This window comes from Acidovorax sp. FW305-C-20-28 (assembly GCF_058783375.1).
In genome coordinates this window covers 11,680-38,163 of record NZ_JBYSYM010000048.1, presented here as the reverse complement: position 1 = coordinate 38,163, position 26,484 = coordinate 11,680, and the positions used below count along the sequence as shown (strand labels likewise).

At 67.4% G+C, this 26,484-nt stretch carries 23 protein-coding genes; 14 read left to right on the top strand and 9 right to left on the bottom strand.

Annotation, left to right across the window (positions count from 1 at the left end):
• The first annotated feature begins 367 nt into the window (after positions 1-367).
• From AC3WOH_RS32215 to ssb, 4 genes are all read left to right on the top strand, one after another.
• Complete coding sequence (locus tag AC3WOH_RS32215; RefSeq protein ID WP_492233413.1) at positions 368-769, top strand: hypothetical protein; 402 nt, start codon at positions 368-370, stop codon at positions 767-769.
• 170 nt (positions 770-939) lie between these two features.
• Positions 940-1,218 (top strand): hypothetical protein, encoded by a 279-nt coding sequence (locus AC3WOH_RS32210; RefSeq protein ID WP_492233412.1) that lies wholly within the window; start codon positions 940-942, stop codon positions 1,216-1,218.
• Positions 1,219-1,331: 113 nt separating this feature from the next.
• The gene (locus tag AC3WOH_RS32205) at positions 1,332-1,502 is read left to right on the top strand and encodes a hypothetical protein (protein WP_492233411.1); all 171 of its coding nucleotides are present in this window, start codon (positions 1,332-1,334) and stop codon (positions 1,500-1,502) included.
• Positions 1,503-1,735: 233 nt separating this feature from the next.
• Entirely contained in the window at positions 1,736-2,254 is a 519-nt protein-coding gene (ssb, locus tag AC3WOH_RS32200) for a single-stranded DNA-binding protein (protein WP_492233410.1), read from the top strand.
• Positions 2,255-2,460: 206 nt separating this feature from the next.
• Here ssb and AC3WOH_RS32195 read toward each other — a convergent pair whose 3' ends face one another.
• From AC3WOH_RS32195 to AC3WOH_RS32180, 4 genes are all read right to left on the bottom strand, one after another.
• The gene (locus AC3WOH_RS32195) at positions 2,461-3,123 is read right to left on the bottom strand and encodes a hypothetical protein (RefSeq protein WP_492233409.1); all 663 of its coding nucleotides are present in this window, start codon (positions 3,121-3,123) and stop codon (positions 2,461-2,463) included.
• Positions 3,124-3,232: 109 nt separating this feature from the next.
• The gene (locus AC3WOH_RS32190) at positions 3,233-4,042 is read right to left on the bottom strand and encodes a nucleotidyl transferase AbiEii/AbiGii toxin family protein (protein WP_492233408.1); all 810 of its coding nucleotides are present in this window, start codon (positions 4,040-4,042) and stop codon (positions 3,233-3,235) included.
• A 40-nt stretch (positions 4,043-4,082) separates the two neighbouring features.
• Positions 4,083-5,102: a type IV toxin-antitoxin system AbiEi family antitoxin gene (locus AC3WOH_RS32185; RefSeq protein WP_492233407.1), complete on the bottom strand. Its 1,020-nt coding sequence runs from the start codon at positions 5,100-5,102 to the stop codon at positions 4,083-4,085.
• 162 nt (positions 5,103-5,264) lie between these two features.
• The gene (locus AC3WOH_RS32180; RefSeq protein ID WP_492233406.1) at positions 5,265-6,698 is read right to left on the bottom strand and encodes an MFS transporter; all 1,434 of its coding nucleotides are present in this window, start codon (positions 6,696-6,698) and stop codon (positions 5,265-5,267) included.
• Positions 6,699-6,797: 99 nt separating this feature from the next.
• On the opposite strand from AC3WOH_RS32180, the gene AC3WOH_RS32175 reads away from it, so the two are divergent.
• The gene (locus AC3WOH_RS32175) at positions 6,798-7,805 is read left to right on the top strand and encodes a LysR substrate-binding domain-containing protein (RefSeq protein ID WP_492233405.1); all 1,008 of its coding nucleotides are present in this window, start codon (positions 6,798-6,800) and stop codon (positions 7,803-7,805) included.
• Positions 7,806-7,808: 3 nt separating this feature from the next.
• On the opposite strand, the gene AC3WOH_RS32170 is transcribed toward AC3WOH_RS32175, so the two are convergent.
• From AC3WOH_RS32170 to AC3WOH_RS32160, 3 genes are all read right to left on the bottom strand, one after another.
• Entirely contained in the window at positions 7,809-7,949 is a 141-nt protein-coding gene (locus AC3WOH_RS32170; protein ID WP_492233404.1) for a hypothetical protein, read from the bottom strand.
• A gap of 240 nt (positions 7,950-8,189) precedes the next feature.
• Positions 8,190-9,548, bottom strand: coding sequence for a type II toxin-antitoxin system HipA family toxin (locus AC3WOH_RS32165; protein WP_492233403.1), 1,359 nt, complete (start codon positions 9,546-9,548; stop codon positions 8,190-8,192).
• Positions 9,545-9,925 carry a helix-turn-helix domain-containing protein gene (locus AC3WOH_RS32160; protein ID WP_492233402.1) on the bottom strand — a complete coding sequence of 127 codons (381 nt, stop codon included), beginning with the start codon at positions 9,923-9,925 and terminating at the stop codon, positions 9,545-9,547. The genes AC3WOH_RS32165 and AC3WOH_RS32160 overlap by 4 nt, the downstream gene beginning before the upstream one ends.
• Positions 9,926-10,188: 263 nt before the next feature.
• Here AC3WOH_RS32160 and AC3WOH_RS32155 point away from each other — a divergent pair, with 263 nt between their 5' ends.
• The 3 genes from AC3WOH_RS32155 (at position 10,189) to AC3WOH_RS32145 (ending at position 15,985) form a co-directional block, all read left to right on the top strand.
• Entirely contained in the window at positions 10,189-11,856 is a 1,668-nt protein-coding gene (locus tag AC3WOH_RS32155) for a bluetail domain-containing putative surface protein (RefSeq protein ID WP_492233401.1), read from the top strand.
• Between the two features lie 310 nt (positions 11,857-12,166).
• A complete protein-coding gene (locus AC3WOH_RS32150) occupies positions 12,167-15,331 on the top strand; it encodes a fibronectin type III domain-containing protein (RefSeq protein ID WP_492233400.1) in 3,165 nt (1,054 codons plus the stop codon).
• A 411-nt stretch (positions 15,332-15,742) separates the two neighbouring features.
• Positions 15,743-15,985, top strand: coding sequence for a hypothetical protein (locus AC3WOH_RS32145; protein WP_492233399.1), 243 nt, complete (start codon positions 15,743-15,745; stop codon positions 15,983-15,985).
• Positions 15,986-16,095: 110 nt separating this feature from the next.
• Here AC3WOH_RS32145 and AC3WOH_RS32140 read toward each other — a convergent pair whose 3' ends face one another.
• Positions 16,096-16,488 (bottom strand): hypothetical protein, encoded by a 393-nt coding sequence (locus AC3WOH_RS32140; RefSeq protein WP_492233398.1) that lies wholly within the window; start codon positions 16,486-16,488, stop codon positions 16,096-16,098.
• Positions 16,489-16,672: 184 nt separating this feature from the next.
• Between AC3WOH_RS32140 and AC3WOH_RS32135 the strand changes: the two genes are divergently transcribed.
• The 3 genes from AC3WOH_RS32135 (at position 16,673) to AC3WOH_RS32125 (ending at position 20,698) form a co-directional block, all read left to right on the top strand.
• On the top strand, positions 16,673-16,864 hold the full coding sequence (locus tag AC3WOH_RS32135) for a hypothetical protein (protein ID WP_492233397.1): 192 nt from the start codon (positions 16,673-16,675) through the stop codon (positions 16,862-16,864).
• Positions 16,865-17,277: 413 nt separating this feature from the next.
• Complete coding sequence (locus AC3WOH_RS32130) at positions 17,278-18,441, top strand: hypothetical protein (protein WP_492233396.1); 1,164 nt, start codon at positions 17,278-17,280, stop codon at positions 18,439-18,441.
• Positions 18,442-18,799: 358 nt separating this feature from the next.
• Entirely contained in the window at positions 18,800-20,698 is a 1,899-nt protein-coding gene (locus tag AC3WOH_RS32125; protein WP_492233395.1) for a hypothetical protein, read from the top strand.
• A 201-nt stretch (positions 20,699-20,899) separates the two neighbouring features.
• Here AC3WOH_RS32125 and AC3WOH_RS32120 read toward each other — a convergent pair whose 3' ends face one another.
• Positions 20,900-21,469 (bottom strand): hypothetical protein, encoded by a 570-nt coding sequence (locus AC3WOH_RS32120; protein ID WP_492233394.1) that lies wholly within the window; start codon positions 21,467-21,469, stop codon positions 20,900-20,902.
• A 462-nt stretch (positions 21,470-21,931) separates the two neighbouring features.
• On the opposite strand from AC3WOH_RS32120, the gene AC3WOH_RS32115 reads away from it, so the two are divergent.
• The 3 genes from AC3WOH_RS32115 (at position 21,932) to AC3WOH_RS32105 (ending at position 26,091) form a co-directional block, all read left to right on the top strand.
• On the top strand, positions 21,932-22,489 hold the full coding sequence (locus tag AC3WOH_RS32115; RefSeq protein ID WP_492233393.1) for a hypothetical protein: 558 nt from the start codon (positions 21,932-21,934) through the stop codon (positions 22,487-22,489).
• Positions 22,490-22,842: 353 nt separating this feature from the next.
• A complete protein-coding gene (locus tag AC3WOH_RS32110; RefSeq protein WP_492233392.1) occupies positions 22,843-23,175 on the top strand; it encodes a hypothetical protein in 333 nt (110 codons plus the stop codon).
• An 846-nt stretch (positions 23,176-24,021) separates the two neighbouring features.
• Positions 24,022-26,091 (top strand): hybrid sensor histidine kinase/response regulator, encoded by a 2,070-nt coding sequence (locus AC3WOH_RS32105; RefSeq protein WP_492233391.1) that lies wholly within the window; start codon positions 24,022-24,024, stop codon positions 26,089-26,091.
• The last annotated feature ends 393 nt before the right edge of the window (positions 26,092-26,484 follow it).

Genomic DNA, 26,484 nt, shown 5'->3' with positions numbered 1-26,484 from the left:
ACCCGCGCTTGCAAGGTGCCTACCTTGCTACGCACGGGTGCCTTGCATCCAGCCCCCAGGCCGGGCAACGCGATCCCCAAAATTAGTGCGAACAGACCCTCAAGGGCTGCAGCAGCGGCCAGCACCGGCACCGCCCGCCCTGCGTGCGCCTGCCATTGACTGCTTTACACCGCATGGCCAAGGGCCTACGCTGGTGCAAGAGAGACGAGGGTGCGCTGGACCCGCATCGCCAACACGGGGCCTGCCACGGCCCCCGGTGCCGGCCTGCGCAATGCGGCTGCCGCGCCAGCAGGGCAGCCACCACCACTCCCTCTCACGCACAAGGCGACGCGCAGCGCCCCGTCTGCGCACGAGGAGGAGACAACCCATGCTGAAAAAAATCGCGGCCCTGGCCGTTGCCCTTTGCGCCGCAGGCGCTGCGCAAGCGGACTTGGGGCCCGTCTACGTGAGCTACCCAGGGTACTGCAACATCAAGGCGGTCTACATGAACGTCAACGGCGACCTGTATGGGCAGGAGGTCGGCTGCGCCGCATTTGTCGGCGCGCCCATGGTCGGTTTTGTGAACGCGAACGGCAGCTTCATCTTCTCCGCGCGGGACAATACGGCGCGGGCCTGCATGCACAACTACCTGCCCTCAGGGCTCATTTCGGTGGGCTGCAGCAATGGCCTGATCGTCGAGGCGCCGACCCCGATTGCCTATGCAGTCACCGTTGCCCCGCCGCATGCCCCCCGCAGCAAGGCAGGCCAACTGCCCCCGACGCCCTTCTGACGCAGCGCCCCCCCACCCCCAGCCCGCCCCGCGCGGGCTTTTTTTACGCCCGCGCCACACTACGTACCCCCATAGGTAGTTGACTTATTCTTTTGCGCTTGTCTTGGAATATTCTTTTTGGAATAATTTAAGCCATCGAAGGAACACGAGCCACACCCGGAGGACACCCCATGGCATTCGAAGTCCACATGGCCGCCTGCGCCGCCGAAGACGAGCGCCGCCAGCACACCGCGCACGGCGCCGAGCGCCAGGCCGCCGCCGACGAAGGCGCCTCGCACGCCGCGCGCACCGCCATCCGCGCCATCCCCGCCTGGGCCTTCACCGCCGGCGTGCTGGCCGACATCGCCGCCTGCCTGGAAAGCCGCTGCCGCGACCTCGGCGCCGAAGCCGGCGACATCGCCTCGGGCTACCTCGTGGACCTGCACGACGACATGAAGGCCTGCGCATGATGACGATGGCCAGCCCCCCGCCCCGCACCCCAACCTACCCCCACCTGCAAGCCCACCGCGTGCACCGCCGCCCGCACGGCCCGAGCAGCCAGGGCGCAGCAACCGCGATGCCCATGGTGACTGCGACAACGCCCACACCACCACCGGCCACGCCAGCGGACGCCGCGCACACCACGGCCGACCCCGGCCTCGGCGACTGGCAACAGCTGCTGCTCACCGCCGCCCTGGGCTTTGCCGTGAGCCTGGGCACCGGCCTCGTGGCCGGCCTGCTGTGGAGCGCCTGACGCGGATGGGCATTCATTCGACCGTCTGGCGCCGTTGACTGACGCGCCTTGCCGTGCGACCGCACTGTCTGCGGCTCGCCGCCTGGCCATACGGCCGAATGCCCATCCGCACACGCCATTGCCTTGACACCCCGCGCCCACGCGAGACCACCACCACCCCACCACTCCACCACTCCTGCCGCGCAAGGCGGCGGGCCCTCGAACCCAAGCACGCAAGCCCCCACACCCAAGCCATGGCCTCCCTCAACAAAGTCACCCTCATCGGCCACCTGGGCCGCGACCCCGAACTGCGCAGCTTTCCCAACGGCGACCAGGTGGCCAACGCCACCATCGCCACCACCGACAAATGGAAAGACAAGCACACCGGCGAGCCCCGCGAAGCCACCGAATGGCACCGCATCACCTTCACCGGCCGCCTGGCCGGCATCGCAGGCCAGTACCTGCGCAAAGGAGCCCAGGTGTACGTGGAAGGTGCCCTGCGCACCCGCAAGTGGACCGACGCCCAGGGCGCCGAGAAATACAGCACCGAGGTGCGCGCGGAGCGGCTGCAGATGCTGGGCGGGGGTGGCGCGGGGCGCGAGCAGCCGGGGCAGCAAGGGCCGGGGCGCGGCGGGGAGCGTGGGCAGGGGCTCGGGCCGGGTCACGGTGGAGGGGGTCGCGATGGCGGAGGTTACCTGCGTAAGCACCAGCAGGCGCAGGCTGGTGCAGAGCAGGCGGCGGTGCGGGAGGAGTTTGAGGATGTGCCGTTTTGAGGGTGAGGCTAAGGCCCTGCAGCCTTTCCACCCGTTTGCACGACCTCTTGCAGGGCAGGGCCATCTCCAACAGTGGGAGCGCCCCTGCGGTCATCGACACTCCCAGCGCGACAAAATCGTCTCGTCAGTGAATAGTCGTCGTGTGGGCTGGAGCAGCTCTCCCGATCGCAGATCAACCGTATGCACCCCCATGGCGATAGTTCTGCCTATGGGGCGTGACCCCACCAATCGTGAAGTTCTGGGGCCATCCCACCAAAAACTGTGCCCAAGAACAGAAAGATGACGCCAATCGCAGAGACATGAACACCCCCTGTCGCAGTCGCTTCAATCCTCTTCGCAACAGAGGCAACCTCTTCTGCGAACTGGTCTGATTGCTTGTCGAGCGCCTGCTGTGTCTTGTGCTCGGCTTCTTCAATGGAAGACCTCGTCTTGGCAAGCTCCAAGCCTATATCGTTGACAACCTTCTCCAAATGGTCCAAGCGTCCTTCGACAGACTGGTCTATTGCAGGACCGCGTGTAGTGTGGATGCTGCCTCGACCGGTATGGACCAAGTCAATGCCGCCAAGCGATATCGTTATTGGAGTGGGATGGAGGGCTGGAAACCTCTTGGCCCAGGTTTGGAACTGAGACCGCAACGACGGCTGCCCAAAGTCTGCCCGCGTCTTCGATATGCCCAGCATCACTGTGACTACACCTACCAACTGCAACGACATGCCTACCAGGCGAAATGCCTTTTCAGTACAGCCCGAGGCAATCAAAACAAAAATGGCTGCAGCCACAATTGCTCCCGCCCACCAATAGTGGCTTGTGATAGGAACCTGCCGCAACCAGCAGTAAATTGCCTCCGTCCATCGAAGGAAATTTTTCATCACGCTCCCCCTGTGTTGTGTGTCCCATTTTCTCAGTTGGGGGACAGCAAGACGCCAGCGAGTAAGGCCTACCCCGCTGGCAGATGCCCACCATCACAATTCGCCCTGCTCAGCCCCCCAGCCGCCCCATGAACCCATCACAGTAGCTGTTGATGAAGGCCTTCATCCGCTGCCCATCCCCCTCACTCCCGAGCTGGTTTTGCACACGCAAGAGCGAGTCCAGCATCGGCTCGATATTGGCCAGAACACTGCGCACCTGCGCCGCCGTGCCCGGGCTGCACAGCGTTGCCGCATCCTTGCCGAGCAACGCCGCGCCCGCCAGATCCGGGTCGTAGCCGACGCTCTCCAGCAGCCCCGCCTCTTCGTCGCCATAGAGACGGTCCGTGTTGCCAGCAGCGGCATACGCCCGGGCCAGCGCCAGGAAGTCGGTGGCGTCCTTGTTGTTCTCCGCGCCGCGGTCGCGCCAGGCCAGCAGCTTGAGCACCGACAGCGAGGGCAGTGTGCAGACATGCACCTGCAGCCCCGCGCCCAGGTCCACCAGGTCTGCGCTGTCCAGCCCCTCTTGGAACCCGGCCACGTTGAGCACCACGTCATGGCCCGGGGGCCAGGTGATGGTCTGGTCTGCGCTGGCCACACCTCCAAAAGGGATCAGGTCCAGCGGCACGCCGCCCGGGCGCAGGTAGTGCATGCGGTGCGGCTTGCCCTGCACCTCGAAGAACACCCGCGTCGCGACAAGCTGTGCCTTCAATTCCGCAAAGCGGTCCCAGCTATCGATGAAAAGGCCTATGTCCACATCGCGCGTGGCCCTGCGCACGGGCTGCCCGTGCACGTGCGTGAGCATGATGTCCCGCGCCATGGCGCCGCCCACGAACAAGTCGATCCCAAGCGCCTGCGTCGCCGCCTTGGCGTGCACAAGCATCGCATGCAGGCCCGGATCGACGGGGTGATCTGCGCGGACTTTAAGCATCGCCATTGATCTTCTCCCACACCATGCCCGCCACCTCCACGCTGCGCCCTTCGTTGCTGGCCATCAGGTCGGCGTAGACCAGCAGCAAGGGGGCCACGGCTGGCGTGCCTGACGAGTTCGCGCGCGGCCAGAAGGCGTCCAACACCTCGATGGGGCCCGCTGGGTCCGGGCGCAGGCGATGCTTGCGCAGCAGTTTGCCCCGGTCCATCCAGCTGTAGACGCATGCACTCGCCGGGTTGAGGTAGTCGGTGATCGCGGCGGCAGCCACTTCGCCACCCAGCGCCACCTCGGGCTCATCGGTCAGCAGGCGGCTTTTGCGCCAATCGGCATCGCCCACGCAGGCATAGCGCTGCGGCGTGAGCTTGCCGCGCAGCGAAATCGGGTACTGCCGCGCCCACTCCGTCTGCAGCGCCTGCCGGTTCGCCAGGCGCCGCTCGCGCGCCCCACCGGCGATGAAACCCAGCGCCGCCAGGTCTTCGATGGCATTCGACGCCGACCCCAAGGCCACATCGGCCGCCTCGGCAATGGCCCGCACCGGCTGCTGCGCCAAGCCCTCGACGGTGAGCAGTACGAAGACCACCCGCAGGGTGCTGGGCTTGCGCAGGGCGGATGGGTCGGTCGGCTCGCGAGGCTCTTTGGGGCGGGGCCTGCCGGTGATGGACACGTACGCCGCGGGATGGTCAACAAGGGTGTTGCCTGCGGTGTCGAGGAAGTTGATGCCCATGCGCTGGCATTCCATGGCCAGCGGGGCCGACACGTAAGGCGCGATCAGAAGCCATGGCTGCCCATCGACTTCGCCACGCTCTCTTTCTTTGCTGTACCAGGCCAAGTCGCTGCTGCGCTCTACGCGGCGCACCTGCACCGCAAACCGGCCAAAGGCTTGCCCGAGACGGCTGAGCTCGATGACGGCGTCCATTCCATCATCCCTGGTGCCCAGCAAAGCCAGAACCTCACCCTGCAGAACGGGCTCTGCGGCGTGCAGGGCTTGCTCGATCACCGTGTCAATGTTCATTTTTTCACGATGTTCATGTTACATGAACATTCATAATAAATGAACATCGGCACAAATTCAAGGCCACCAGCCCCCTGCGCCCCAACGCGAACTCGACCCCGTGCTTCAACAAAAGGCCGGTGAAACACTCAGTGCCGTTGCAATCGCGCCCTCCCGCCCCCCTCACGCCGACCGCCCCACCCCCGCCTTCGCAGCCTTCCGATCGGCCGTTGCAGCAGCAGCAGCCCCCACCCCACCCCGCACCAACAACGGCATCGCCCCCAGCGCACACGCACTCGCCGCCAGCCACACCAGCGGCCAGCCCTGCAGGGCCAGCAGGTGGGGTATGGAAAAAGGCGTGGCAAAGCACACCAAAAACACGCTGGTGTTGGCCATGCCCAGCGCGGTGCCGGCGCGGGCTGCGCCGGCCAGGGTGGCCAGCTCGGTGTACGCCACGCCGTGCCAGGCCGACACGCAGACGCCGCACAGCCCCAGCAGCACGACGAGCGCGGCGCGCAGGGCCCAGGCATTGGGATCGGCTGCGGCAGCAGCACCCGGCGTGCCCGCGGCCAGCAGCACCAGCAACGCCAGCGCTGCGAACAGGGCCACGCTGAGGGCGCTGCAGGCGCGCAGGTAGGCGGGGCGGTTGCGGTGGCGGTCGGTGTAGCGGCCGCTCCACACGCGCATCACCATGGCGCCGACCTGGGTGGCCACCATGGTGGCGGTGATGGTGGCCAGGCCGGCGTGGGCAAAGTCGTGCAGGAACACGGTGCCGAAGGACAGCACGGCGAACTGCGGCGCGCACAGGATGCCGATGCCCAGCACGATGCGCCACACGCGCGCATCGCGCAGTGGGCCGGGTGCTGATGGGGTCGCTGCAGTGGGTGCGCTCGCGGCGGTGCCTGCGGTGCCTACGGCAGGTGCCGATGCCGGGGCCGCGCCAGCCGCGCCCGCCGGGCTGTGCGCCGCGCTGGGCGGCTCGTGCACCCAGGCCCAGGCCAGCACCGCGCCCAGGGCGCACAGCAGTGCCAGCAGGCCGTAGAGCGCGGCAAAGCCGCCGTGCAGGGCCACGTAGGGCAGCACCAGCGCGCCGATGCCGCCGCCCAGGGGCACGGCGGTCTGGCGGATGCTCATGGCCAGGCCGCGCTCGCCGGCGTCGAACCAGGTCATCACCGCGCGGCCGCTGGCGCCGTTGACGCTGCCGCCCAGCAGGCCCACCGCCAGCAGCCCCGCGCCCAGCAGGCCCAGGCCGGGGATGTGCTGCGCGCTCGGCGCCACCCAGATCGCCATGGCCGCGAGCGCGAGCGCGGTGCTGCCCAGGCCGACCAGCAGCACGGGCCGGTCGCCCCAGCGGTCGGTCAGCAGGCCCCAGGGCAGCTCGCTCACCGCAATGCCCAGCCCCATGAGGCCCAGCACCAGGCCGAGCGTGGCGTTGTCGAGCTGGTAGCCGGTGCGCATGAGCACGGCCGTCATGGGGATGCCGCTGAAGGCCACCGAGAACGCCGCGTTGGCGGCCACGCCGGCGGCCAGCACCTTCCAGCGGTGGCGCGCCGGGCGCGTTGCAGAAGAAGCAGATGAAGATGAGGACGGCGGCGAAAGCAGGGTCGAAGAGGTCATGGTGCAACGCAGTCTCCGCCGTTTGAAAGGTTTTGAAAATCAGAAAATAATGCGGCATTCGTCCTGAAAAGCAGGACGTTCAAAGACAGGCAGCCCCCCATGACCCAGGTGATGTTCGATATCGACGTGCTGCGCACCTTCTCCACCGGCATTGCGCTGGGCAGCTATGCGCGCGCGGCCGACAAGCTGGGGCGCTCGACCTCGGCGGTGAGCGCGCAGCTCAAGAAGCTGGAGTCGCAGACCGGCACCGCGCTGCTGCGCAAGAGCGGGCGCGGCCTGGTGCTCACCGACGCTGGCGAGACGCTGCTGGCCTACGCGCACCGCATGCTCGAACTGAACGACGAGGCCAGCGCCGCCCTGCGCGGCGCCGACCTGCAGGGCTGGGTGCGGCTGGGCCTGCAGGAGGACTTTGGCGAGACGCTGCTGCCGGCCGTGCTGGGGCGCTTTGCGCGCGCCCACCCCCGGGTGCGCATCGAGGCCTGCGTGGCGCGCAGCAGCGAGCTGCGCGAGCGGCTCGACCTGGGCCAGCTCGACCTGGCGCTGGCCTGGGACGTGGGCGAGCAGCCGCTGTCGCCCCACGCCGAGCGCCTGGCGCGCCTGCCGCTGCTGTGGATAGGCCCGGCCACGCCCGAGCGGGTGGAGGCGCCGTGGTGGACCGAGCGCGAGCAGCGCAGCTCCGGTACCAACACCGGCATCGACACCAGCACCAGAAGCACTGCGGCCCGCCCGCGCAAGAGCAAGAGCAAAGAGCCCCTGCCCCTGGTCCTGCTCGACGCGCCGTGCCCGCTGCGCGAGATCGTAGTCACCGCGCTCGACCGGGCCGGCCAGCCCTGGCGCCGCGCCTTCGGCAGTGCCAGCCTGGCCGCGCTGTGGGCCGCCACGTCGGCCGGGCTGGGGCTCACGGTGCGCACGCCCTTCGGGCTGCCGGCCCATGTGCGCCCGCTCGACCGCAGCGTGCTGTCGCTGCCGGCGCTGCCGCAGATCTCCCTGGTGCTGTACCGCGCGCAGGCCCACCCCGAGGCCCCCGCGAGCCGCCTGGCCACGCTGCTGCGCGAGGCGGTGCGCCAGCAGGTGCAGCCGATGGGGGTGCCTGCAAGAGCGGGTTAGCCCTCAGGGCACCGTGTCGGGAGCGGCCGGGTCCGGTGGCGTGTTGGGGTGCGTGGGCGCGGGGCTGGGCGGCAAGTCGCCGGGCGGCCGGGGCAGGTGCTCCGGCACCTGGTGCAGGGGGTGGTCTTTGGGATCGGTGGCCATGGGGTGCGCTCCAGGGGCAAAGAGGCCATTGGGCGCTGCGGTGGGTTCGCGCGCGGTAGTACCGTGGGGCCGCGCGCGGTAGGACGGGGCGCCAACACGCAGGCCTGCGCAGATGCACGGCGCCCCAGCGCCCCTCCTCCACGCCAGTCAGCCAGCCAGCCCGTCACTCAGGCCAGCGCCGGGCCCGCTGCGCAGGTGCGCATGCCGGATGGGAGGCCCCGTTTCATCAGCGCGGCACGTTCATGCCCGCGCCGCTTTCGCCGCTTTCGCCGCCGCGCGCTTGGCCAGCGAGGCGACGGCCGGCGTGGCCTCGAAGTGGCGCAGCAGGCGCTGCTTTTGCGCAGCCAGCAGCGGGGCCGCGTCGATCAGCCCGGGCCAGGTGGCGAAGGCCTTTTGCACGGTCTCGCGCACCACGGCCTGGGCCTTGGTTTCGAGCAGCCCCGGGGCGGCGTTGCACAGCCGGCGCAGCACGGCGGGCGACAGCCTCTCGTGCGGGGGGCTCTCGGCCGTGAAGCGCAGGGCGTGGCCTCGGCCCGGCAGGTAGGCGGCGTAGGCCACCACGTCGTAGGCGGGCGAGAGCGCGGGCGTGCGGCCATCGCGGTACAGCAGGCCGAAGTTCTTCAAGTGCCCGTCGAAGTTGCCCAGCAGGTCATTGACGACAATGCGCCGCAGCAGCTCGCAGGCCGCGTCGGAGCCCAGCGCGGGCATGCCCAGCAGCAGCTGCAGCATGGTGGCGTAGGTGGCGTAGGGGTGGGTGTACTTTTGCTCCGGCGGCACGCCGAGGATCTGGGCGAAGTCTTCGCAGTGGATGTGCGCGCCGCCACTGCCGCCGCGGTCGAAGCGCGTCACCGCCAGAAACGACTTGCCTTCGCCCAGCACAAAGGGCTGCTCGCTGTCGATGTGCTCCAGCGGCGCGAGCGCGACCTGGCACACGGTCACGCCGGCAGCGGCGGCCAGCTGCATCGACAGCGCCTCTACCTGGGGCAGCAGCGGGTACTCCACCGTGGGGAGCTTGGCGATGATGTGCACGCCCTGGGCATCCTTCGTGCGGGCCACGTAGCGCCCGCCCGATCCGCCCGATTGCACCAGGGACAGCTTGGGCTGCACGCCCGAGAGCGAGGTGGCCTCGGGCACCGGTACCGGCACCACACTCATTTCGAGGGCGTCGTTGTGCTGCGTCACCACCGCCGCGATGCTTTGCTTGTCCAGCGGCGCGGGCCGCACGTACACCGCGCCGGGCAGGTCGGTGCCGCACAGGCTGAGCAGCCCGAAGTGGTCGTCCTTGGCCAGCTGGCCCAGCTCTTCCAGGTGCCGGCGCAAGGGGCCTTCGGGCAGCAGGTTCTGGAAGAAGGGGGGCAGCAGCTCGCCCTCGCCATTGAAGAACGGCTGCGCGGCGTACTGGGCCAGAAAGGCGGCCCGGGTGTCCGGGTCTGCCACCAGCGCCAGCTGGGCGAACACGGGCGCGTTGTCGGCATTCCAGTAGCCACCGTCCGGCACGAGCCGGGTGATCGCCGAGCGGCCCGTGCCGTACTGGAACAACAGCCCCACACGGCGCCGAGGCTGGTCGCCCAGAAAGACGTCGAGGGCGCGGTACCTCATGGTTGCTGGCCCTTGTTGGGGCCGCGCGAGCGGCGGGGCTGAGGGCGATGGTCTGAAGGCGGCTCGGCCGCCCTGCTCACCGCCTCGCTCCGAATGCCCAATGTGCGCTCGATGTCACTGACCACCGTGCGGGCCTGGGGCGGCTCTGCGGATGCCCGCATCTCCTGCGCCACCGCCTTGGGCACCAGCACCAGCTCCAGCCCCAGCGCATCGGCCAGCGCCATGGCGTTGGTCAGGCGCGGCGCCGCGTGGCCGTGCAGCATGGCGCGCACCGATTGGTCCGTGAGCCCCGCTCGCCCGGCCAGCTCGGTCGCGGTCACCCGGCGCGCCTTCTGGTGCCGAGACATCTCCTGGGCAAAGTCTTCAAGGGATTGCACGATAGAAAACCATTGTTTTTGACAATTACGATGGTTTTATAACGCTATCCGCCCCCTCAAGCAATGGAAAACCAATGTTCTACCTCAAAAACATTGGTTAAGTATTGTTCAAGCCACCCCCTGACGCCGGGCACTGCCCTCCCCGGTAGCAGCCCAGCCCCGGTAGCAAACAGTTGCCGGTTGGCGGTGACGGCCGGCACACCGCCATGCCGGGTGGGTGCGATAGCCTCCCCACACCAAAAAAACACCCTGGGAGGTTGAAGATGCCTTTGAACATCACCGGTGCGCACGCCACCGTCAGCATGCTGAGCCGCTTGTTCTTCGAGCGGCCGCTGTGGTACGGGCCGAATTCGTATGGCTACTGGGTGGCCGAGGCCGAGGCCAAGGGGGCCGAGGTGGTGGCGCAGCAGCTTGGCAGTAACTATGGCGATGGTCCCTGGTCCGAAGCGTTTGTGTCGACCCTGCTGCTGGAGAGGATGGGCCTGCTGCCCAACCCCGGCCTGCAGGCGGCGCTGGCGGACTACCTGGCCGCGGTGGGCAAGGGCAATGTGGGCACCGTTGCGCTGCAGCTGGGGCAGCTGCTGTCGGGCCTGGAGGGCGCCACGGGCGACCTGGCCATCTACGCGGCCGCGGCGGTGCGCTGGAACGACAAGGTCGCGGCGGCGCACGCCTTCTCCACCAACCCTGGCAACAGCCTCTTTGCGATAGGAGGCGCCTACCCGGTGGGCACGGGCGCCACGTTCGAGCTGACCAGCGATGCCGACACGCTGAAGGGCACGATGTACGAGGACGTCTTTCTGGCCATGGAGCCCGGCCGGCTGACTTCGGCAGACACCATTGACAGCGGCGGCAGCGGCATCAGGGGCGATGTGCTCAAGGCCACACTGGGGGCCGGCGACACGGTGGTGCCCACCTTGCGCGGCATCGCGACGGTGTTCATCACCGCGGGCACGGGGGCGCACTTTGGCGCGGACAAGTCGTCTGAAATCAGGGTGCTGACGCTCGACGCGGCCCCGGGCGGCAGCGCCACGTTCACCGGGGTGCCCAGCGACGCGCGGGTAAGCATCCAGAACTCGCTGGCCGGCACGGCGCTCACGGTGCACTTCAAGGCCCCTGCGGACAGGAATGCGCCGGTGAATCTTTCGCTGGCCGATGCGACGGGGGCGGACGAGCTCATCGTGCCCGATAGGGTCGCCGTGGGCATCAGCAGCGTGGCCGGCAATGTGGCCGCCACCACGGTCAACACGGCCAGGATCACCGCAGCCGCGGCCGAGGAGATCACGCTCTCGGGCAACCAGGCCCTCACCACCACCATCACAGGCGCCCATGTTCAGGTCATCAACGCCAGCTTCATGCAGGCGGCCCTGGACCTTAGCTTCGCCACCACGGGCGCCACGCCCATCGGCATCCTGGGCGGCCAGGCGGGCGACCGCATCAGCGTGAACGACGCCTCCGGCGGGCGCGCCGCCATCGACGCGGGCGCGGGGGCCGACACCGTCACCCTCGGCGCGCGCGCCGCGCACAGCATCACCCTGGGCGCGGGGGCCGACGTGCTCGCCCTCACCGGCCTGGCCGGCCCGGCGGCGCTGGCCCTGGGGCTCGAAAGCGCGGCCGCGCTGCGCCGCTCGGCCATCGAGGTGACCGACTTCGTGGGCGGCACCGACCAGCTGCGCCTGACCGCCGCCACCCCCACCACCAAGGCCACGCCCAGCACCGCGCAGCTGGCCAGCATCGCCGCATCCGCCACCCTGCTCGACGCCGCCACCCTGGCCGCCAGCACGGCCGGCGCGAACAAGGCCATGGCCTTTGGCTACGCTGGCGACACCTACCTGCTGGTGAACGACGCCACGGCCGCACTGGGCGGGCAGGACAGCCTGGTGCGGCTGAACGGGGTGGCGGTGCTGGGGGATGGGGACTGGTCGGTGGTGTAGGGCACACGGCACAGCATGGCGCGGCCAGACCGCCCTGCCGCCTGATCGCGCAGGCCTGCCCTTGGAGCCTGTTCAACGTCTTTCTACAGCCGCGTTGGGGCGCAATCGGGAGGGGTGGATGCTTCGCATGCGCCGCACCCGTGCAGGGTGCGCAAAGGCTGCCCCGGCGGCGCGTGCCGGCTGCATTCTTGTCGCAAGTTCTAGGGACATACAAACCCAAAACAAGTGGATACATTGCCTCGCACAGAACGACTGACCGATGGCCATGTACCCCTACCACCCCCTTGCTGCCCCCCGCTCGCCGGCCCCAATGCCAATCCTGGCGCCCTGCTCGCCCAGGCGGTTGCTGCGCTGGCTCTGGTGCAGCCTGCTCGCCCTGCTGCTGGCCGGGCCGGCCCTGGCGCAAGACATCGCCTTCAAGGGATCAGGATTTTTCTATCCTGCAGGCGTGGCCGTGGATGCGGCGGGCAACCTGTATGTCGCGGAAGTCATTGGCCACCGCGTCCGCAAAGTGGATGCCATCACGGGCAATACCAGCGCCGTGGCGGGCTGGCTGCAGGGCAGCAGCGGGTTCAGCGGCGACGGTGGTCCGGCCACGGCGGCGCAGTTGTCCGCCCCGTATGGCATTGCCTTGGATGCAGCAGGCAACCTGTACATCGCGGACAGTGGCAACCACCGCATCCGCAAGGTGGATGCCGCCACGGGCGACATCCATACCGTGGCGGGGACGGCAGGCGTTGGCGGCGATGGCGGCCAGGCCACGGCGGCTCAATTGAGTATGCCCCAAGGCGTTTTTGTGGACGCTGCGGGCAATCTCTACATTGCGGAGTACAACGGCCGCCGCATCCGCAAGGTGGACGGCGCTGGCGTGATCAGCACCGTGGCAGGCGGGGGGGCCGCCCCCGCCAACACCGATGGTGTTCAAGCCACGGCGGTGGCGTTGGGCAACCTTACCGGGGTTACCATGGATGCAGCGGGGAACCTGTTTATCGCGGAATTCAACAACAACCGCGTCCGCAAGGTGGACAGCGCAGGCATCATCAGCACGGTGGCGGGCAATGGGGTCAGGGGCTTTGGCGGCGACGGCGGCCCGGCCACAGCGGCGCAATTGAGCCATCCCTACCACGTTGCCGTGGATACGGCGGGCAACCTGCACATCACGGATAGCAGCAATCTCCGCATACGCCAGGTGGATGCGGCGACTGGCGCGATCAGCTCCACCGTAGGGCTGGGTGACGTGACCACTGGATTGGCACTGGATGCTGCGGGCGATCTGTACTTTGCAATTTATGTGTCTGGCCCTGCCCGCAAGTTGATCGCCTTGCCGCCCTATGCCCCCACGGCCGCCAGCGCTGTGGCAGGCAACGCCCAGGCCACGGTCTCGTGGACCGCCCCTGCCAATGGCGGCCGCCCCATCAGCGGCTACACGGTGACCACCGTGGAAGACAGCACCAAGACCTGCACGCCCACCCCGGCCACGGCCACCACCTGCACCGTGTCGGGCCTCGTCAATGGCACGGGCTACACCTTCACCGTGGTGGCCAGCAACAGCGTGGGGGCCGGCGCGGCCTCGGCGCCCAGTACCGTGGCCACCCCGCACACCATCCCCGGGGCTCCCACGGCGGTATCGGCCGTGGCCGGCAATGCCCAGGCCACGGTGGGCTGGACAGCACCCTCCAGCAACGGCGGCGCCGCCATCGCAAGCTACACCGTGACGGCCGTGCAGGACAACACCAAGACCTGCACACCCGCACCGGCCACAGCCACCACCTGCACCGTGGCGGGCCTGGCCAATGGCACGGGCTATACCTTCACCGTGGTGGCCAGCAACAGCGCAGGCCCCGGAGCAGCCTCGGCACCCAGCACCCAGGTCACGCCCCTGGGCACCCCTGGTGCCCCCACGGCGGTGACCGCCGTGGCCGGCAACGCGCGGGCCACGGTTTCATGGACCGCGCCGACAGACAACGGCGGCACCGCCGTCACCAGCTACACCGTGGCGGCTGTGCAGGACAGCACCAAGACCTGCACACCCGCACCGGCCACGGCCACCACCTGCACCGTGGCGGGCCTGGCCTATGGCACGGCCTACACCTTCACCGTGGTGGCCAGCAACAGCGTGGGGCCCGGTACGGCCTCGGCCCCCAGCGCCCCGGTGACCATGGCGGCGCCCGACACCGGCCCCTCGGCGCCAAGCATGCTGCCAGTCAACTCGGCCGGCACCACGACCATCACCGACCCAACGCTGCCCATCGTGGTTGGCGCCGGTGCCGAGAACGCCATCATCGTGCTCCCTGCCAGCACTGGCGGCACCCCTGTGCGCCTGCAGTTCACCATCAACAACCAGCCCCTTGAGGTGCAGGCCAGCCCCGGCACGCAACTGCGCGTGGCCCAGGTCAATGGCCAGAGCGTGCTGGTGGTGCAGCAGGGCTTTGCATCCATGACCAGCACGGCGGCGGGCCAGCCCATGGCGCTGGCGGGCACGGTGTTGCTGAGCGCCGGCCAGGCCGGCACCACCATCGAGGTGCAGCCGTTCACGGTGGCCGTGCTCACCGGCGCTTTGCTGCCACCCCAGGGCAGCCTGCCCCAGCTGGGCCGCATGGGGCTGCAGGCGGGCGAGCGCTTGCAGGTCAACGAGCAAGGCGCCGTGGTGTCCATCACGCTGGGCTCGCTCGCGGGCAATACCAGCCAGCCCGGTGACCCCATGGTGTTTGCCAACCTGCCGGCCGCGATCACGGTGGACAGCAAGGTGTTCGCGCGCCTCGCCGGCCCGCTGGCGCGCCTGTCGGGCGTGAACCTGGCCCAGGGGCTGGAAGCGACCGCATCGGGCGTGCTCCTGATGCGCGATGGTGGCCAGCTGTTCCAGCTGCTGCCCACGCTGCCCATCACCATCGACGCCACCTTGCCCGATGGCCTGAGCTTCACGCCCCTGGGCCTGCTGCGCTGGGTGCGCGGCGGCGTGGTGGTGCAGTTTGCGCCGGCCGTGGCCGACCTCGCAGGCCTGGCCAATGCGGTGACGGCCGTCCTGCCCGGCGCGCAGATCCGGCTGGGTGCCGAGGGCGTGGTCCAGCTGCGCACAGGGGGCCGCACCTATGTGCTCAAGCCCGGTTGGACCGGTGCGGGCAGCGCAACGGGCACACCGCAGATCGGTGTGGACGAGCAAGGCCACATCTACCTGCAGACCGGCAATGGCACAAGGCAATTGCTGCTGCCCGCACTGCTCAATGCCACCCAGGCCCAGGCGGTCTTTCAGGCCGCGCTGCCCGGCGCCACGCTGGCCGTGCAGCCCCAGGCCAATGACGGCGCCTTCACCGTGACCCTGGCCGGCCAAAGCTGGCGCCTGGTGCCGCAGTGGCTGCTGCCCGAGGGCGCGGCGGCGCAGGTGCCTGCGCCCAGCGCCAACTGGTGGATGGGTGCAGACGGGCTGCTGTACCTCAAGCTGGGCAGCCTGGTGCAGGGGGTGCGCGCGGTGGATTGACGACGGCGCGCCGGCCCGGTGCAGACCCGCCACCGGGGCGCCGCGGCCGCACAGGGACGGTACCGCTCGCGGCGTTAAGGCAACGCAAAACCAAGTCTTCGCGATGGAGCGTGCCCTGGGTGCGCGTCGCACGAGGGACTTGGTTTTGCGTTGCCTTCATTGGTGCGCTCACCACCCCGATGTTCATTTTTTCTGCGTGTTCATGTTTCATGAACATCCGCCAAAAATGAACACAGGCCCCTGGAGAAGCGCCGATTCCCCCCGCCGGGGCCGCCCCCGCAGCCCGCCCACCCCCAAGATTGCCGCCGCAACCGTGTAGGACATCACGCTCACCTGGGGGGCCCATCGTCCAAAAGGGCGCTGGCGCGCATAGCATGGGCGCAGCTGAAAACACTTGTCACAGGCACCCGCATGCACACCACCTCCTGGCCCCCCAACATCGAACTGCATGGTGCCGTCTACATGGTGCGGCCCGTCACGCTGCGCAAGCATGCCCCGGTGCCGCACAGCATCTTCATCTTCGACGAAGACGGCACCCCGGTGCTCACCGTGCAGGGGCCCTGGGCCAGCTACCCCGAGGCGCTCGAAGTGGCCGACGGCCAGCTGCGCCAGCATGTGTGCCCGCCGCCGGTGGATGTGTTTGGGGGGCATTGAGCCGGCACTGGGAAAAACAGCGCGAACAGCGCGCATGGGCCGCGCACTGGCCGCGCAGGCATCAACGGCGAGACCAGCGCTCGCGCATGCTGCCCGTGATGTGCCACGGGCTACAGCAAGGTCACATGCTGGGATGCCCGCAATTCTTGCCAGCGAATGGCCCCATCCATTTCCTTGAGCTGGAAGCGGACCTTGGCCGATATCTCGTGCCTCCCCGGCTGGAGAACACACGCGTCCTCCTCTTCATGTTCCAAAGCGTCGACGGCAAGCACAAGCTCCGTTTTCTCATGGATGCGGCGCTCACGACCCGGCAGGCTCGTCACATTCCGGACATAGCCCGCGACTGCGTCGTCACCCCCTTCGGCAGAGAGCAGGCAGGCTGCCACATGAATGGGCCCGCACATCGTGGCAGCCCTGTCGAAAATGACGTGGTAGAGAACAGGCAGAGACTTCGCCGTGGCGGCGTAGCAGGCGCCATCGACCAGGGAAACCGTCAGATGCATAGCGGATCTCCGCTGGTGGGAGTGGGTAGTCTCCAAGCAGTATGCCTTGAGCGGTTGCGTGCATCGCCCAAGGCCCAAGGGCCTGGGGCCCGTGGCCTGCCCGCCCCGCACGCATGCTCTAATCCCGCCTTTCCAGCAGCCGCAACAGCAACAGCAACAGCAGCAGTACCGCCAGGAGGGGGCAATGGGTTACAGGGCTTCTTGGATCAGCGTGGCCGCCAAGGCCGGTGACGAGGTGCTGGCCGAGCTGGGGCTCACGGACAGCGGGGAGCCCGTGCAGCCGGGCAGCGTGCCCATGGCGCTCGCACACCTGGCGCACTTGGCCAATGGCACCTGCGCCATCGTGTTCAACGAGTTCTGGCACCCGATGGTGTGAGGCCAGGGAGGTGTGGGCCTGCGCTGAGGGTTGGGTCGAATCCGCGTTCGACCACATCACCAGGCGGGAAGCCGCTGACAGTGCGGTAGCACGGCGAGGCGACCCCACGACACTCAACGGTTGAAGGCGAATCCGTACCAGTGCGCCATGCCTGGTCGTCGCGATGGTGATCGGACACACACACCACGGCCCCCACGCCCACCACCCCGCCTCACCCAAATGGGTGGGCGCACCCTCTTTGTGACACCCGACACCGACAAATGGCCATTGTTCGGCAAAGAATCGGTGCAGTCCCACCCTTGCGTGCGGACCTCACCCCAGCGCACCGCCGCACTGTTTGACTGCTTGACTGACTGCTGCGCGCGCTGCACGGGGGCTGTCTTTTTTATCTTTTGAGCGAGAGGGTTTCGAGCATGCCAGTGTCCACCACGACCACCACCACCACCCCACTGTCCAGCCCTGCGCGCGCCACGCGCCTGCGGCAACAGCAACAGCAACAGCACCACCATCGCACTGGCCGCGCACCGGTGGCCCGCCTGGCGCTGGCGGCACTGCCGCTGTCGCTGTTGGTGGCCTGCGGTGGCGGGGGTGACGATGCGCCGCCGGTGACCCCGCCGCCTGGCACGGGCTACACCGTGGGGGGTACCGTGGCGGGCCTGGGCGAGGGGCGCAGCCTGGTGCTGCAGGTGCAGGGCGCAGACGACCTGACCGTTGGCGCCAACGGCAGCTTCGTGATGGGGCGCCGCTTCGCGCGGTTCACCATTGCAGCCGTCACCGTGGCCTCGCACCCCGAGGGCCAGCGCTGCAGCGTGGCGCAGCCAACGCAGGTGGTGGGCGAGGCCAACATGACCGACGTCTCCGTGCGCTGCGAGAACCTGCCCGCCGGCACCCGCAACCTGAGCGGCGTGGTCACGGGCCTGGTGCCGCGCAGCCCGATGGTGCTGCAGAACAACCAGGGCGACAACCTGACCGTGAAGGCCGATGGGCGCTTTTTCTTCAGCACGCCGGTGGCCAGCGGCGCCACCTACGCGGTGCAGGTGCTGACGCAGCCGGCCGGCCAGACCTGCAGCGTGGCCAACGCCAGCGGCACGGTGGGCAGCAGCAGCGACGTGCGCTCGGTGCAGGTCACCTGCACCGGCCTGCCCCAGGCTGCGCCCGAGGGCGGCTGGGCTGCCGAGTCTTGCTTCCAGGGCTTCGATCTCACCACGCGCGAGTATCTGAACATCGTGCGTGAAGGAGATTTGCGTGCCATCGTGACCCAGGGCTCGGTGACCCGGTATTTCTCGTTCTGCCCTGGCCCCGCCAGCGACGCGCTGGCCGGCCGGCCGGCGGAAAGCGCCGTGTTCAACCGCCAGGAGACCAACGGCTTGGTCACCGCCTTCTGGGGCACGCAGACCAACAGCACGGGCAACCGCGCCGTGGTGTGGGCCCGCAAAGGCCCCTACCTGTGCCTGCTGCCGCGCAAGACCTCTACCCAGCCCGCCCCGGTCAAGGACTACCCGACCATCGCCAGCGTGGCGCAGGACACGGACGAGGCCATCCAGGCGAAGGCTTGCTTTGTGAAGGCGCCCAACTGAGGCACCTGTGACAGACGGGCCGGCCGGGGGCCGGCCCGGCGTGCGCTGGCTGGCCGTCCAGTCACCGGCGCACCCTGTTGGCAGCCTGGCGCGCCAGAACCAACAAAGACCTGCCCAACGCCGTTGGGCAGGACCACCTGGCCGTCAACCGGGCCGTTCAACGGACCACGCGCCCCCTCCATGCCTGGATGCAATGCATGGAGAGCGCGAGGCCCCTCACCGCCGCAAGGGACACCATGCACCTGACCACGAAGGGCCCGATCGGCTGCCCCGTCGGCCCCACCCTGCCATCGGCCGCCCCACGCGTGGGGCGGTGCCGATGAAGTCTCACCACGCAACGCCGCGCGGGACGGCCGGCATGCGCCGCCTCCAGGCGCTGGGCGCCACCCCTGCAAGGCCTTGGACCTGGGGGATGCTGGGCGTGTGGGCGGCACTGCCCCTGCTGTGCCTGCTGCCGCTGTGGTCCAACCTGTTGAACCCGGTGCTGCCCGACGCCCACGACCACTTCCGCTACGCCGTGCTGGCGAGCCACTTTCAGGAGGCGATGGCGGCGGGCGTTGGGTACCCGCGCTGGCTGCCCGAGTTCAATGCCGGCTACGGCTATCCCGAGTTCGTCTTTTACCAACCCGGCTATTTCTTCCTCAACAGCTGGCTGTCCGTGCTGACGGACGACTTGCTCTGGCGCCAGTTGCTGACGCTGGGCACGCTGTGCCTCATCGGCGGGCTGGGTGCCTACCGGCTGGCGCGGACCTTTGTGGGCCGCCTGCCCGCGCTGGCCCTGGTGGTGCTGTTCCAGGCCGCGCCCTATGTGCACTTCAACCTGTATGTGCGCGGTGATTTGAGTGAATGGATGGTCATTCAGCTGTTGCCGTGGGTGCTGCACTGGAGCTGGTGCCTGCTGGCGCCCGCGCAGCGCCCCACCACCAGGGGCATGGGGGCACGGGCGCTGTATTGGAGCGGCCTCACCCTGGCCCTGGCGGCCAGCTTTTACAGCCACCCGATTGCGGTGCTGTTCTTGCCCCTGGTCGTCGCACTGCTGGTCCTGCTGGCGCTGGCCGGCAGCGGGCACCCCGCACCGCCCGCGGACAGGCTGCGCAGCGCCTTGGAGCTGGCAGGTGCCCTGTTGCTGGCACTGGCACTGGCCTCGCCCTATTGGCTCACGGTGGCGCAGCTCAAGCCCCTGGTCAATGCCCAGATCGCTGCGGGCTTCGACTTTGCGGCCTGGCGCCACGTCGCCTCGCTGTCGCGCGTGCTGTGGGACCCTCAGGCCTTTCTGGCCGCACCCTTTGTGGCCCTGGCATTGCTGGGCGCCTGGCAAGGCCGCGCGCACCCTTTGATCCGCGCCGCAGGCCTGGTCTACCTGGTGCTGTTTCTGGCCATGCTGCCCACCGGCCGCTGGTTCTGGCACCTGTACCCTTTTTCATTGATGCAGTTCCCCTGGCGGCTGGCGGTGTTTGCGCCCGCGCTGCAAATCGTTTGTGCGCTGGGCTACTGGCATGGCCGCCATCGCCACCCGGCCCTGCAGTGGCTGGGCGCCACGCTCGGGCTGCTGGCGCTGGCCTGGTCGGCCTGGAAGTACCACGACTTTCGCGCACTGCAGGTGCTGGGCGAGCCCGTGGCCGGTGCGCAGCTCGCGTGCATCAAGGCCTACCCCGGCCTGGCCCAGCCCGACACGGCCCTGGCGACCCTGGACCTGGGGGAATGGCTGCCGGCCCGATTCGCCACCCACCCGCCCGCCACGGCACGGTACACGCCCGTCAGCCCCGCCTGCGAAGCACCCCTGGCGCGGCACCGCGCGGCCTTGGCTGGGCGTTTTGGATCGGACCTGTTTTCAGACCGGTCCACGCTGCCTTGGATGACCAGCGACACCGCGGGCTGGCGGGGGCAGCCACAGCCCGGGCATTCGCCGCACGCGCTCCACTACCGCTTCGCAGGCACGGGCCCCGGTGTGGTGGTGATCCAGCAAATCTACCTGCCAGGCTGGTCCGTGCAGGTGAATGGCGTGGCCCTGGCCGCCACGGCCCTCGAAGAACAGTTGCTGCCCGATGGCCGCATGCAGATTCGGCTGGCGGCTGGCGACCACACGATCAGGGCATACTACGATGGTCCGCCCGGTGCAGCGCAGCGCGATGCAGGCATTGGCCTGGCACTCGTGCTGGCTGCGGCCTATTGGTGGGGGCGGCTGCGACGGCTGCAGCGGCTGCGCAAGCAGGCTGGGCGGGCGCCCATTGGAAGTGCATTGCCGGCCACCCATTGACCCCCGTCGAAAAAAAGCGGCAGAATCAAGAGACGACAACGCGCATGTGGGTCTGGATCTTGGCGGCCGGGCTGTCGATGGTGGCTACCCAGCCTCTGCTGTCGCTGGCGCTTCGCTGAAAGCGGACCCTCGACATGCGTGCAACCCGCGACCAGGGGGAGGACGCCTTGGGGCGTCGGCGTTGGCTGGCGTGTCTGCCTGTCATGCCTCGCTGCACAAGGCTTCTGCCTGGGCCTTCAACAACTGAAGGTCGTGGTGCTTCGCCAGCAGTTTTGCATTCAGATTCGCCAGAATGTCGCGGCACACGTCCTTCCTCTTCATGGCCAATGCCGCTGCCAGAAGCTTCTTCTGCTGAGGAACGATGGTCGGGAAAGGATAGTCAAGCGCTCGACCGCGGGCAGAGGCGGCAACCCACAGATCGCTGAAACCATCCTCGTTTCCACTGGCTGCCGCCTCCAGGATGAGCCTTGAGTACGCCTTTTCAGAATCATGGCGGTCGTTCCACAGCCGCCCTTGCTTCCAATCGAAGAGAGCGACCTCGTACAGGATGGGGCGTGCACGCTCGAACTCTCCAGCATCCCAGAGGCAGTACGCTGCGCGAGCCCTGTGCAGGATGCTTTGGTTTGCCTTGGCGAATGGACCTCTTGCGCGGGCCAGTTCGCTCTCGATGCGCTCGGCTGCAAAGAACAGTTCGGCCGCCTCCAGGAGTTCACCCAGTTCCCAACAGGCGTAGGCCCTGTCTTCAAGCGCCTGCAACTGATCAGCACTCATGGGGCATGGTGCGATGCATCCCGCAGGATGTGCGGGACCAACGGGACCGTGCGGAATATCCTGGGCATTGTTTCCTCCTGAAATCGGCTTGGAGCCTGGGCTTGCAAGTGCAGGGTGGTGCGAGCGCCAAGGTACAAAGATTCCCGCAAACCCCGCAAGCTTCAGCTGCGCAAACTATAGCCTGCGCATGTGCAAAGGCAGGGGGGTCGGCGCTCCAGTTTGCGCCGCAAGCAGAACAAACGCCCGGATTGGCGGGTTGCGCTCAACATCACCTTCGGGCCCGGTACGGCCCCTGCTAGGATGACAGCCAGTGGCGACCCACATCCGCCCCGATGGACCAGGCCAGACCACGCACATTGATGAACCAACCCTGCCGCAAGAGGTGGAGGTCGGCTCGACGATGCGCATTCATTCTTCGCTCCAAACCCCAAGCCATAACCCACAGCACCAACTTCAATCCTCATGAAAAAAAATTCTTCCTTTCTCGCCCGCGCACTGGCAGTTATTGGCTGCCTGGTCGTCCTGTCTGGCTGTTCATCGATGTCGACGACCAAGTCTGAGCCCATCGCCAACGGGTCCAAAATCTTGATCATGCCTTCACGCGACGTTGTGCAAGGAGGAAGAGCCCATGCGCAAGGAGCAGGAAGCGGCAAGAATCTTCAAGCGGCGGTGCAGCGCGAACTCAGCACCCTGTCTACATTCAAGGCGACACCCTTCGAAGCGGACGCAAAACTCAATCACTCTGCGAGCATCGTCAAATCAGACGCCCTGGAAGCGGGCAAGAGCGCTGCGGCCGATTACGTGCTCATCCTGGACCTCGGTGAATTCAGAAACGCTGCGCCCATGACGTTTCGATCTGACTTCGTGACACTCCAAAGTGGCTCGCTCGTCCGCGTGAGCGATGGCAAGGAAACCTGGGTTTTGAATAACCCAGTGGTCTTGGAAAAATCCAACATCGGAAATCATTTGATCTTGATCGACAACCTCGCCAAATTGGTGGCCGAGTCCATTGTTCGGTAGCAGCCCACGGGGCTTTGCGCTGTTCCATGTCAATTTTTTGTCCGGCGATGCAAAGCACAGCGCCAGCTGCATATCGCTGGCCACAAGAAATCCGGGAATGCGAAATGGGCAGTGGTGCGCACCTTTGAAGGGTTCCGATAGGCTTGTAGAGCAAGACTGCCAGAGGGTTTCGCAAAGCTGGGAGTTGCTTTGAGGAAAAATCGAAATCAATCACTGCACACCTTCCTGGCAATTCCTCTTTCGAGCTTTTGGCGTCCATGTGGCAGGCGCCAGTTGCGGGTTGGCAGGGGCACCCCCAGCCCGGGCATTCGCCGCACGCGCTCCACTACCGCTTCGCAGGCACGAATCCCGGCGTGGTGGTGATCCAGCAAATCTACCTGCCAGGCTGGTCCGTGCAGGTGAATGGCGTGGCCCTGGCCGCCACGGCGCTCGAAGAACAGTTGCTGCCCGATGGCTGCATGCAGATTCGGCTGGCGGCTGGCGACCACACGATCAAGGCCCACTACGATGGCCCGCCCGGTGCAGCGCAGCGCGATGCAGGCATTGGCCTGGCACTCTTGCTGGCTGCGGCCTGTTGGTTTGGGGCGGCTGAGACGGCTGCAGCGGCTGCGCAAGCAGGCAGGGCGGGCGCCCATTGGCAGTGCATTGCCAGACCTCCCCAGGTCCGCTTCTGGCGGCGGACTTAGAACGAGCCGACATCGGGCCAGGTTGAAGAAAGCGGCTTAGCGTCGGATCAGGTACGCAGCAATCTGCCGGCCTGCTCTTGGGGCACGCCTGACAGCAGCGTGGCCGGGGAATCCCACCAAACAATCTCGAAGCATGCTCCTTGCAACTGCGGACAGACCTCGGAAGGCCTCCCAAAGCTGCGATTTTTGTCAGCACTTGGCCCGCTGACTGCATCAACTCCAGCCCCCGCCCCAACTGTGTACAGCGATGGCGCAACTGCCATCTGTCGCTCTCTGCTCTCGGTGCCGGGCTGGCTGTCCAGAAGAGCCGAAATACGCAGGAAAGCGTGGATCGGAATGCAAACTCGTCCCTTTGAAGTGGAATGTGGGGCACGGAATGTCCGGTTCTGGCCGATAACTGCTATCGTGAAGGCATGCCGCGAGCACGGCGAACCAGCCCCCTGAAGCGCGCATGTGACTTTGCAGTTACCATTCATACTGATTGGTATCAGCCCAGCGCGAAGCGGCTTCGCAAAACGGGCGCGGCGCGCAGAGCGCGCCGCGGTCTGTGCTGTGGCGGATGTCTGGAACGGCGCAGACTGCACGATCCTGACGTGCAGCAGGCTCCCAGTGGGATGCCCCGGGGTGGTCTGTGCGACCCGCCCTCATTGGCGGCAGCCGGGCATTTCTCGCTGGGGCGCGGTGCGGTGCGCCTTGTCCCATGTCGTTGCGCTGAACCGGGTGCGTCCATCACCGGCAGTGAGTTTCATTGACCCCGCTCGCCAGGAACAACCTATGTGGACAAAAAAAAGAGCCAGCGACAAGGGCTCGAAAGAGGCAGCGGAGTCGGTGCGCTGGCTGCGGCGGATGGCGTTCCTGAGCGTCGCAGTGCCCTTGGTGATCTACGCCATTTTCGGGGTCGTGGGGTTTCTGCGTGCCACCGACGAGACCGATGCACGGGTGTCCCGGTCCCTTCGTGTTGCGCATGAGCATGCCTCCAAGGTGATGGCTACGTCCGAGGCGGTCGCCGAAAAGGCCTTCTCCCTCGTCAATGGCAAGAATCCGCAGGCGTTGCGCAGCATCGAGGCCTTCCTGCACGAAGAGTTGCGCAAGCGCAGCGTGGACCAGCCCCAGATCCAGTCCATCCTGGTGCTGGATGCGCAGGGCCGGCCGATTGCCAGCAGCCGCCTGTTCCCGTTCCCGCGGATCGATCTGTCCGATGGCGAGTATTTTCAGCAGCATCTGCAGGGCCACAAGGGGCCCCATCTGTCCAAGCCGCTGGTGACCCGCACTTCCAACGAGCGGGTGCTGAATGTCAGCATCCCCTTCGAGGACGACGCCGGCAAGTTTGGCGGGGTCATCAACGTGGCGCTGCTCACGTCCTATTTTTTCGATTTCTATGCGGACCTGGTGGCGGACGAGCCCAACTTGGCGGTCACCCTTTTCCGGGATGACGGCGCCGTCTATACCCGCTGGCCTCACAGTGCCACGACTCCCGGCACGCTGCAGTCCGATTCGCCGGTGATGCAGCGGCTGCGTGCCGGCGAGGAGTTGGGTCGCCTGCAGGGCATCTCGACCGTAGACCGCAAGGAACGGATCATTGCCTTTCGCAAGGTAGGCGCATACCCTTTGTACGTGGCCACGGCCATGCGGCTGAATGTGCCGCTGCGCGAGCTGTTCCAGCAACTCGCGCTGTTGTTCGCCATGGGGGCGTTGCCGGTGGCTGCCCTGGTCGTCACGGCGAGGGCGGCGCTGCAAAGCGCCCTCGCTGCGCACAACACGCTGCAGGAGCTGGAGCGCGAAACCGAAAGCCGCCAGCGCGCCGAAGAGGCGCTGCGCCAGGCGCAGAAGCTGGAGGCGCTGGGCCGGTTGACCGGGGGCGTGGCGCACGACTTCAACAACGCCCTGATGGTGATCAGCAACAACCTGCACCTGCTCAAGCGCACGGTACCGGACTCGGGCCTGCGGCAGATCGACTCCATCGCCCGGGCCGTCAAGTCGGCGACCAATCTCACCCGCCAGCTGCTGGCCTTCTCGCGCAGGCAGCCCCTGGTCGCCGAGTACGTGCAGCTGCAGCACAAGCTCCCGGCCATCCAGGACCTCATCGTTCCGGTGCTGGGCAGCCGGGTGCGCCTGGACGTGCAGGTGGACCCCGCAACCGCGCCTGTGTTCCTGGACATGAGCGAGCTGGAACTGGCACTGCTCAACCTGAGCATCAATGCGCGCGACGCCATGCCCACGGGGGGCACGCTGTCGATCCAGGTGCGCAATGCCGGGCCGCGGCCGGCAGGGTCGCAAGGTGCGCAAGCCGGCATGGTCATCATCGAGGTGTCCGACACCGGCAGCGGCATTGCGCCGGACGACCTGGACAAGGTCTTTGAACCGTTCTTCACCACCAAGCCGGTGGGCGAAGGCACGGGCCTGGGCCTGAGCCAGGTGTATGGCTTCTGCCAGGGGGTGGGGGGCTACGCCGACATCGCCAGCGAAGTGGGCAAGGGCACCAAGGTCAGCCTGTACCTGCCCTGCACGGTCCCCAGGGCAGCCACGGAGGAGCCCGCCGTCGATAACTCGTTCAAGCCCCTGGGCATGCGCCTGCTGGTGGTGGAAGACAACGACGAGGTGGCCGAGTCCCTGGTCCCCCTGCTGCAGTCGCTGGGGTGCACCGTCACCCGGGTGGACCGCGCCGACAAGGCCATCTACCTGCTGCAGGAGGGCCAGCGGCCAGACCTGGTGCTGTCCGACGTCATGATGCCCGGCGAGCTCAACGGGGAGGGCCTGGCAAGGCACATCCGCGAGACATGGCCTGCGCAGCGCGTGCTGCTGATGACCGGGTATGCCGAGCAATTGGCCCGCATCGCGCAACTGGGCTTTGACGTGCTGCCCAAGCCCTGCACGCCGCAGATGCTGTATGCCGCCATCGGCAAGTCCGCAACCTAGCCGCACCTGGCCGCGCACGGCGTGCGGCCTGGGTGGCCACCCATTGCCTCACACTCCCCGGCACTGAGAAGAAGTGTCTGACACGAGAGAGTAGCCGAACTCCGAATGGATAGAGATGCAGGCTGACTCGGGCGAAGAGGGCATAAACCAGGCCACGACTTCAGCCCCATTCCTGGCGTCGTGAAAAAAGCGGTCCACCCTGGACCAATCCACCACGACGTCGTCTTTGGCTGTGCAGAACAAGCGGGTGCTGGTGTACCTCGTGCCCGCGACCACGTAGCTGTATTCGACCATGGGAAACTGCCGCGTGCTGCGACCTGACCGGACCTGTCGGCTGTCGATTTGGATGAACTGCACCGGTGTGCTGAGGCGGGTGCACTGCACAACTGGAGG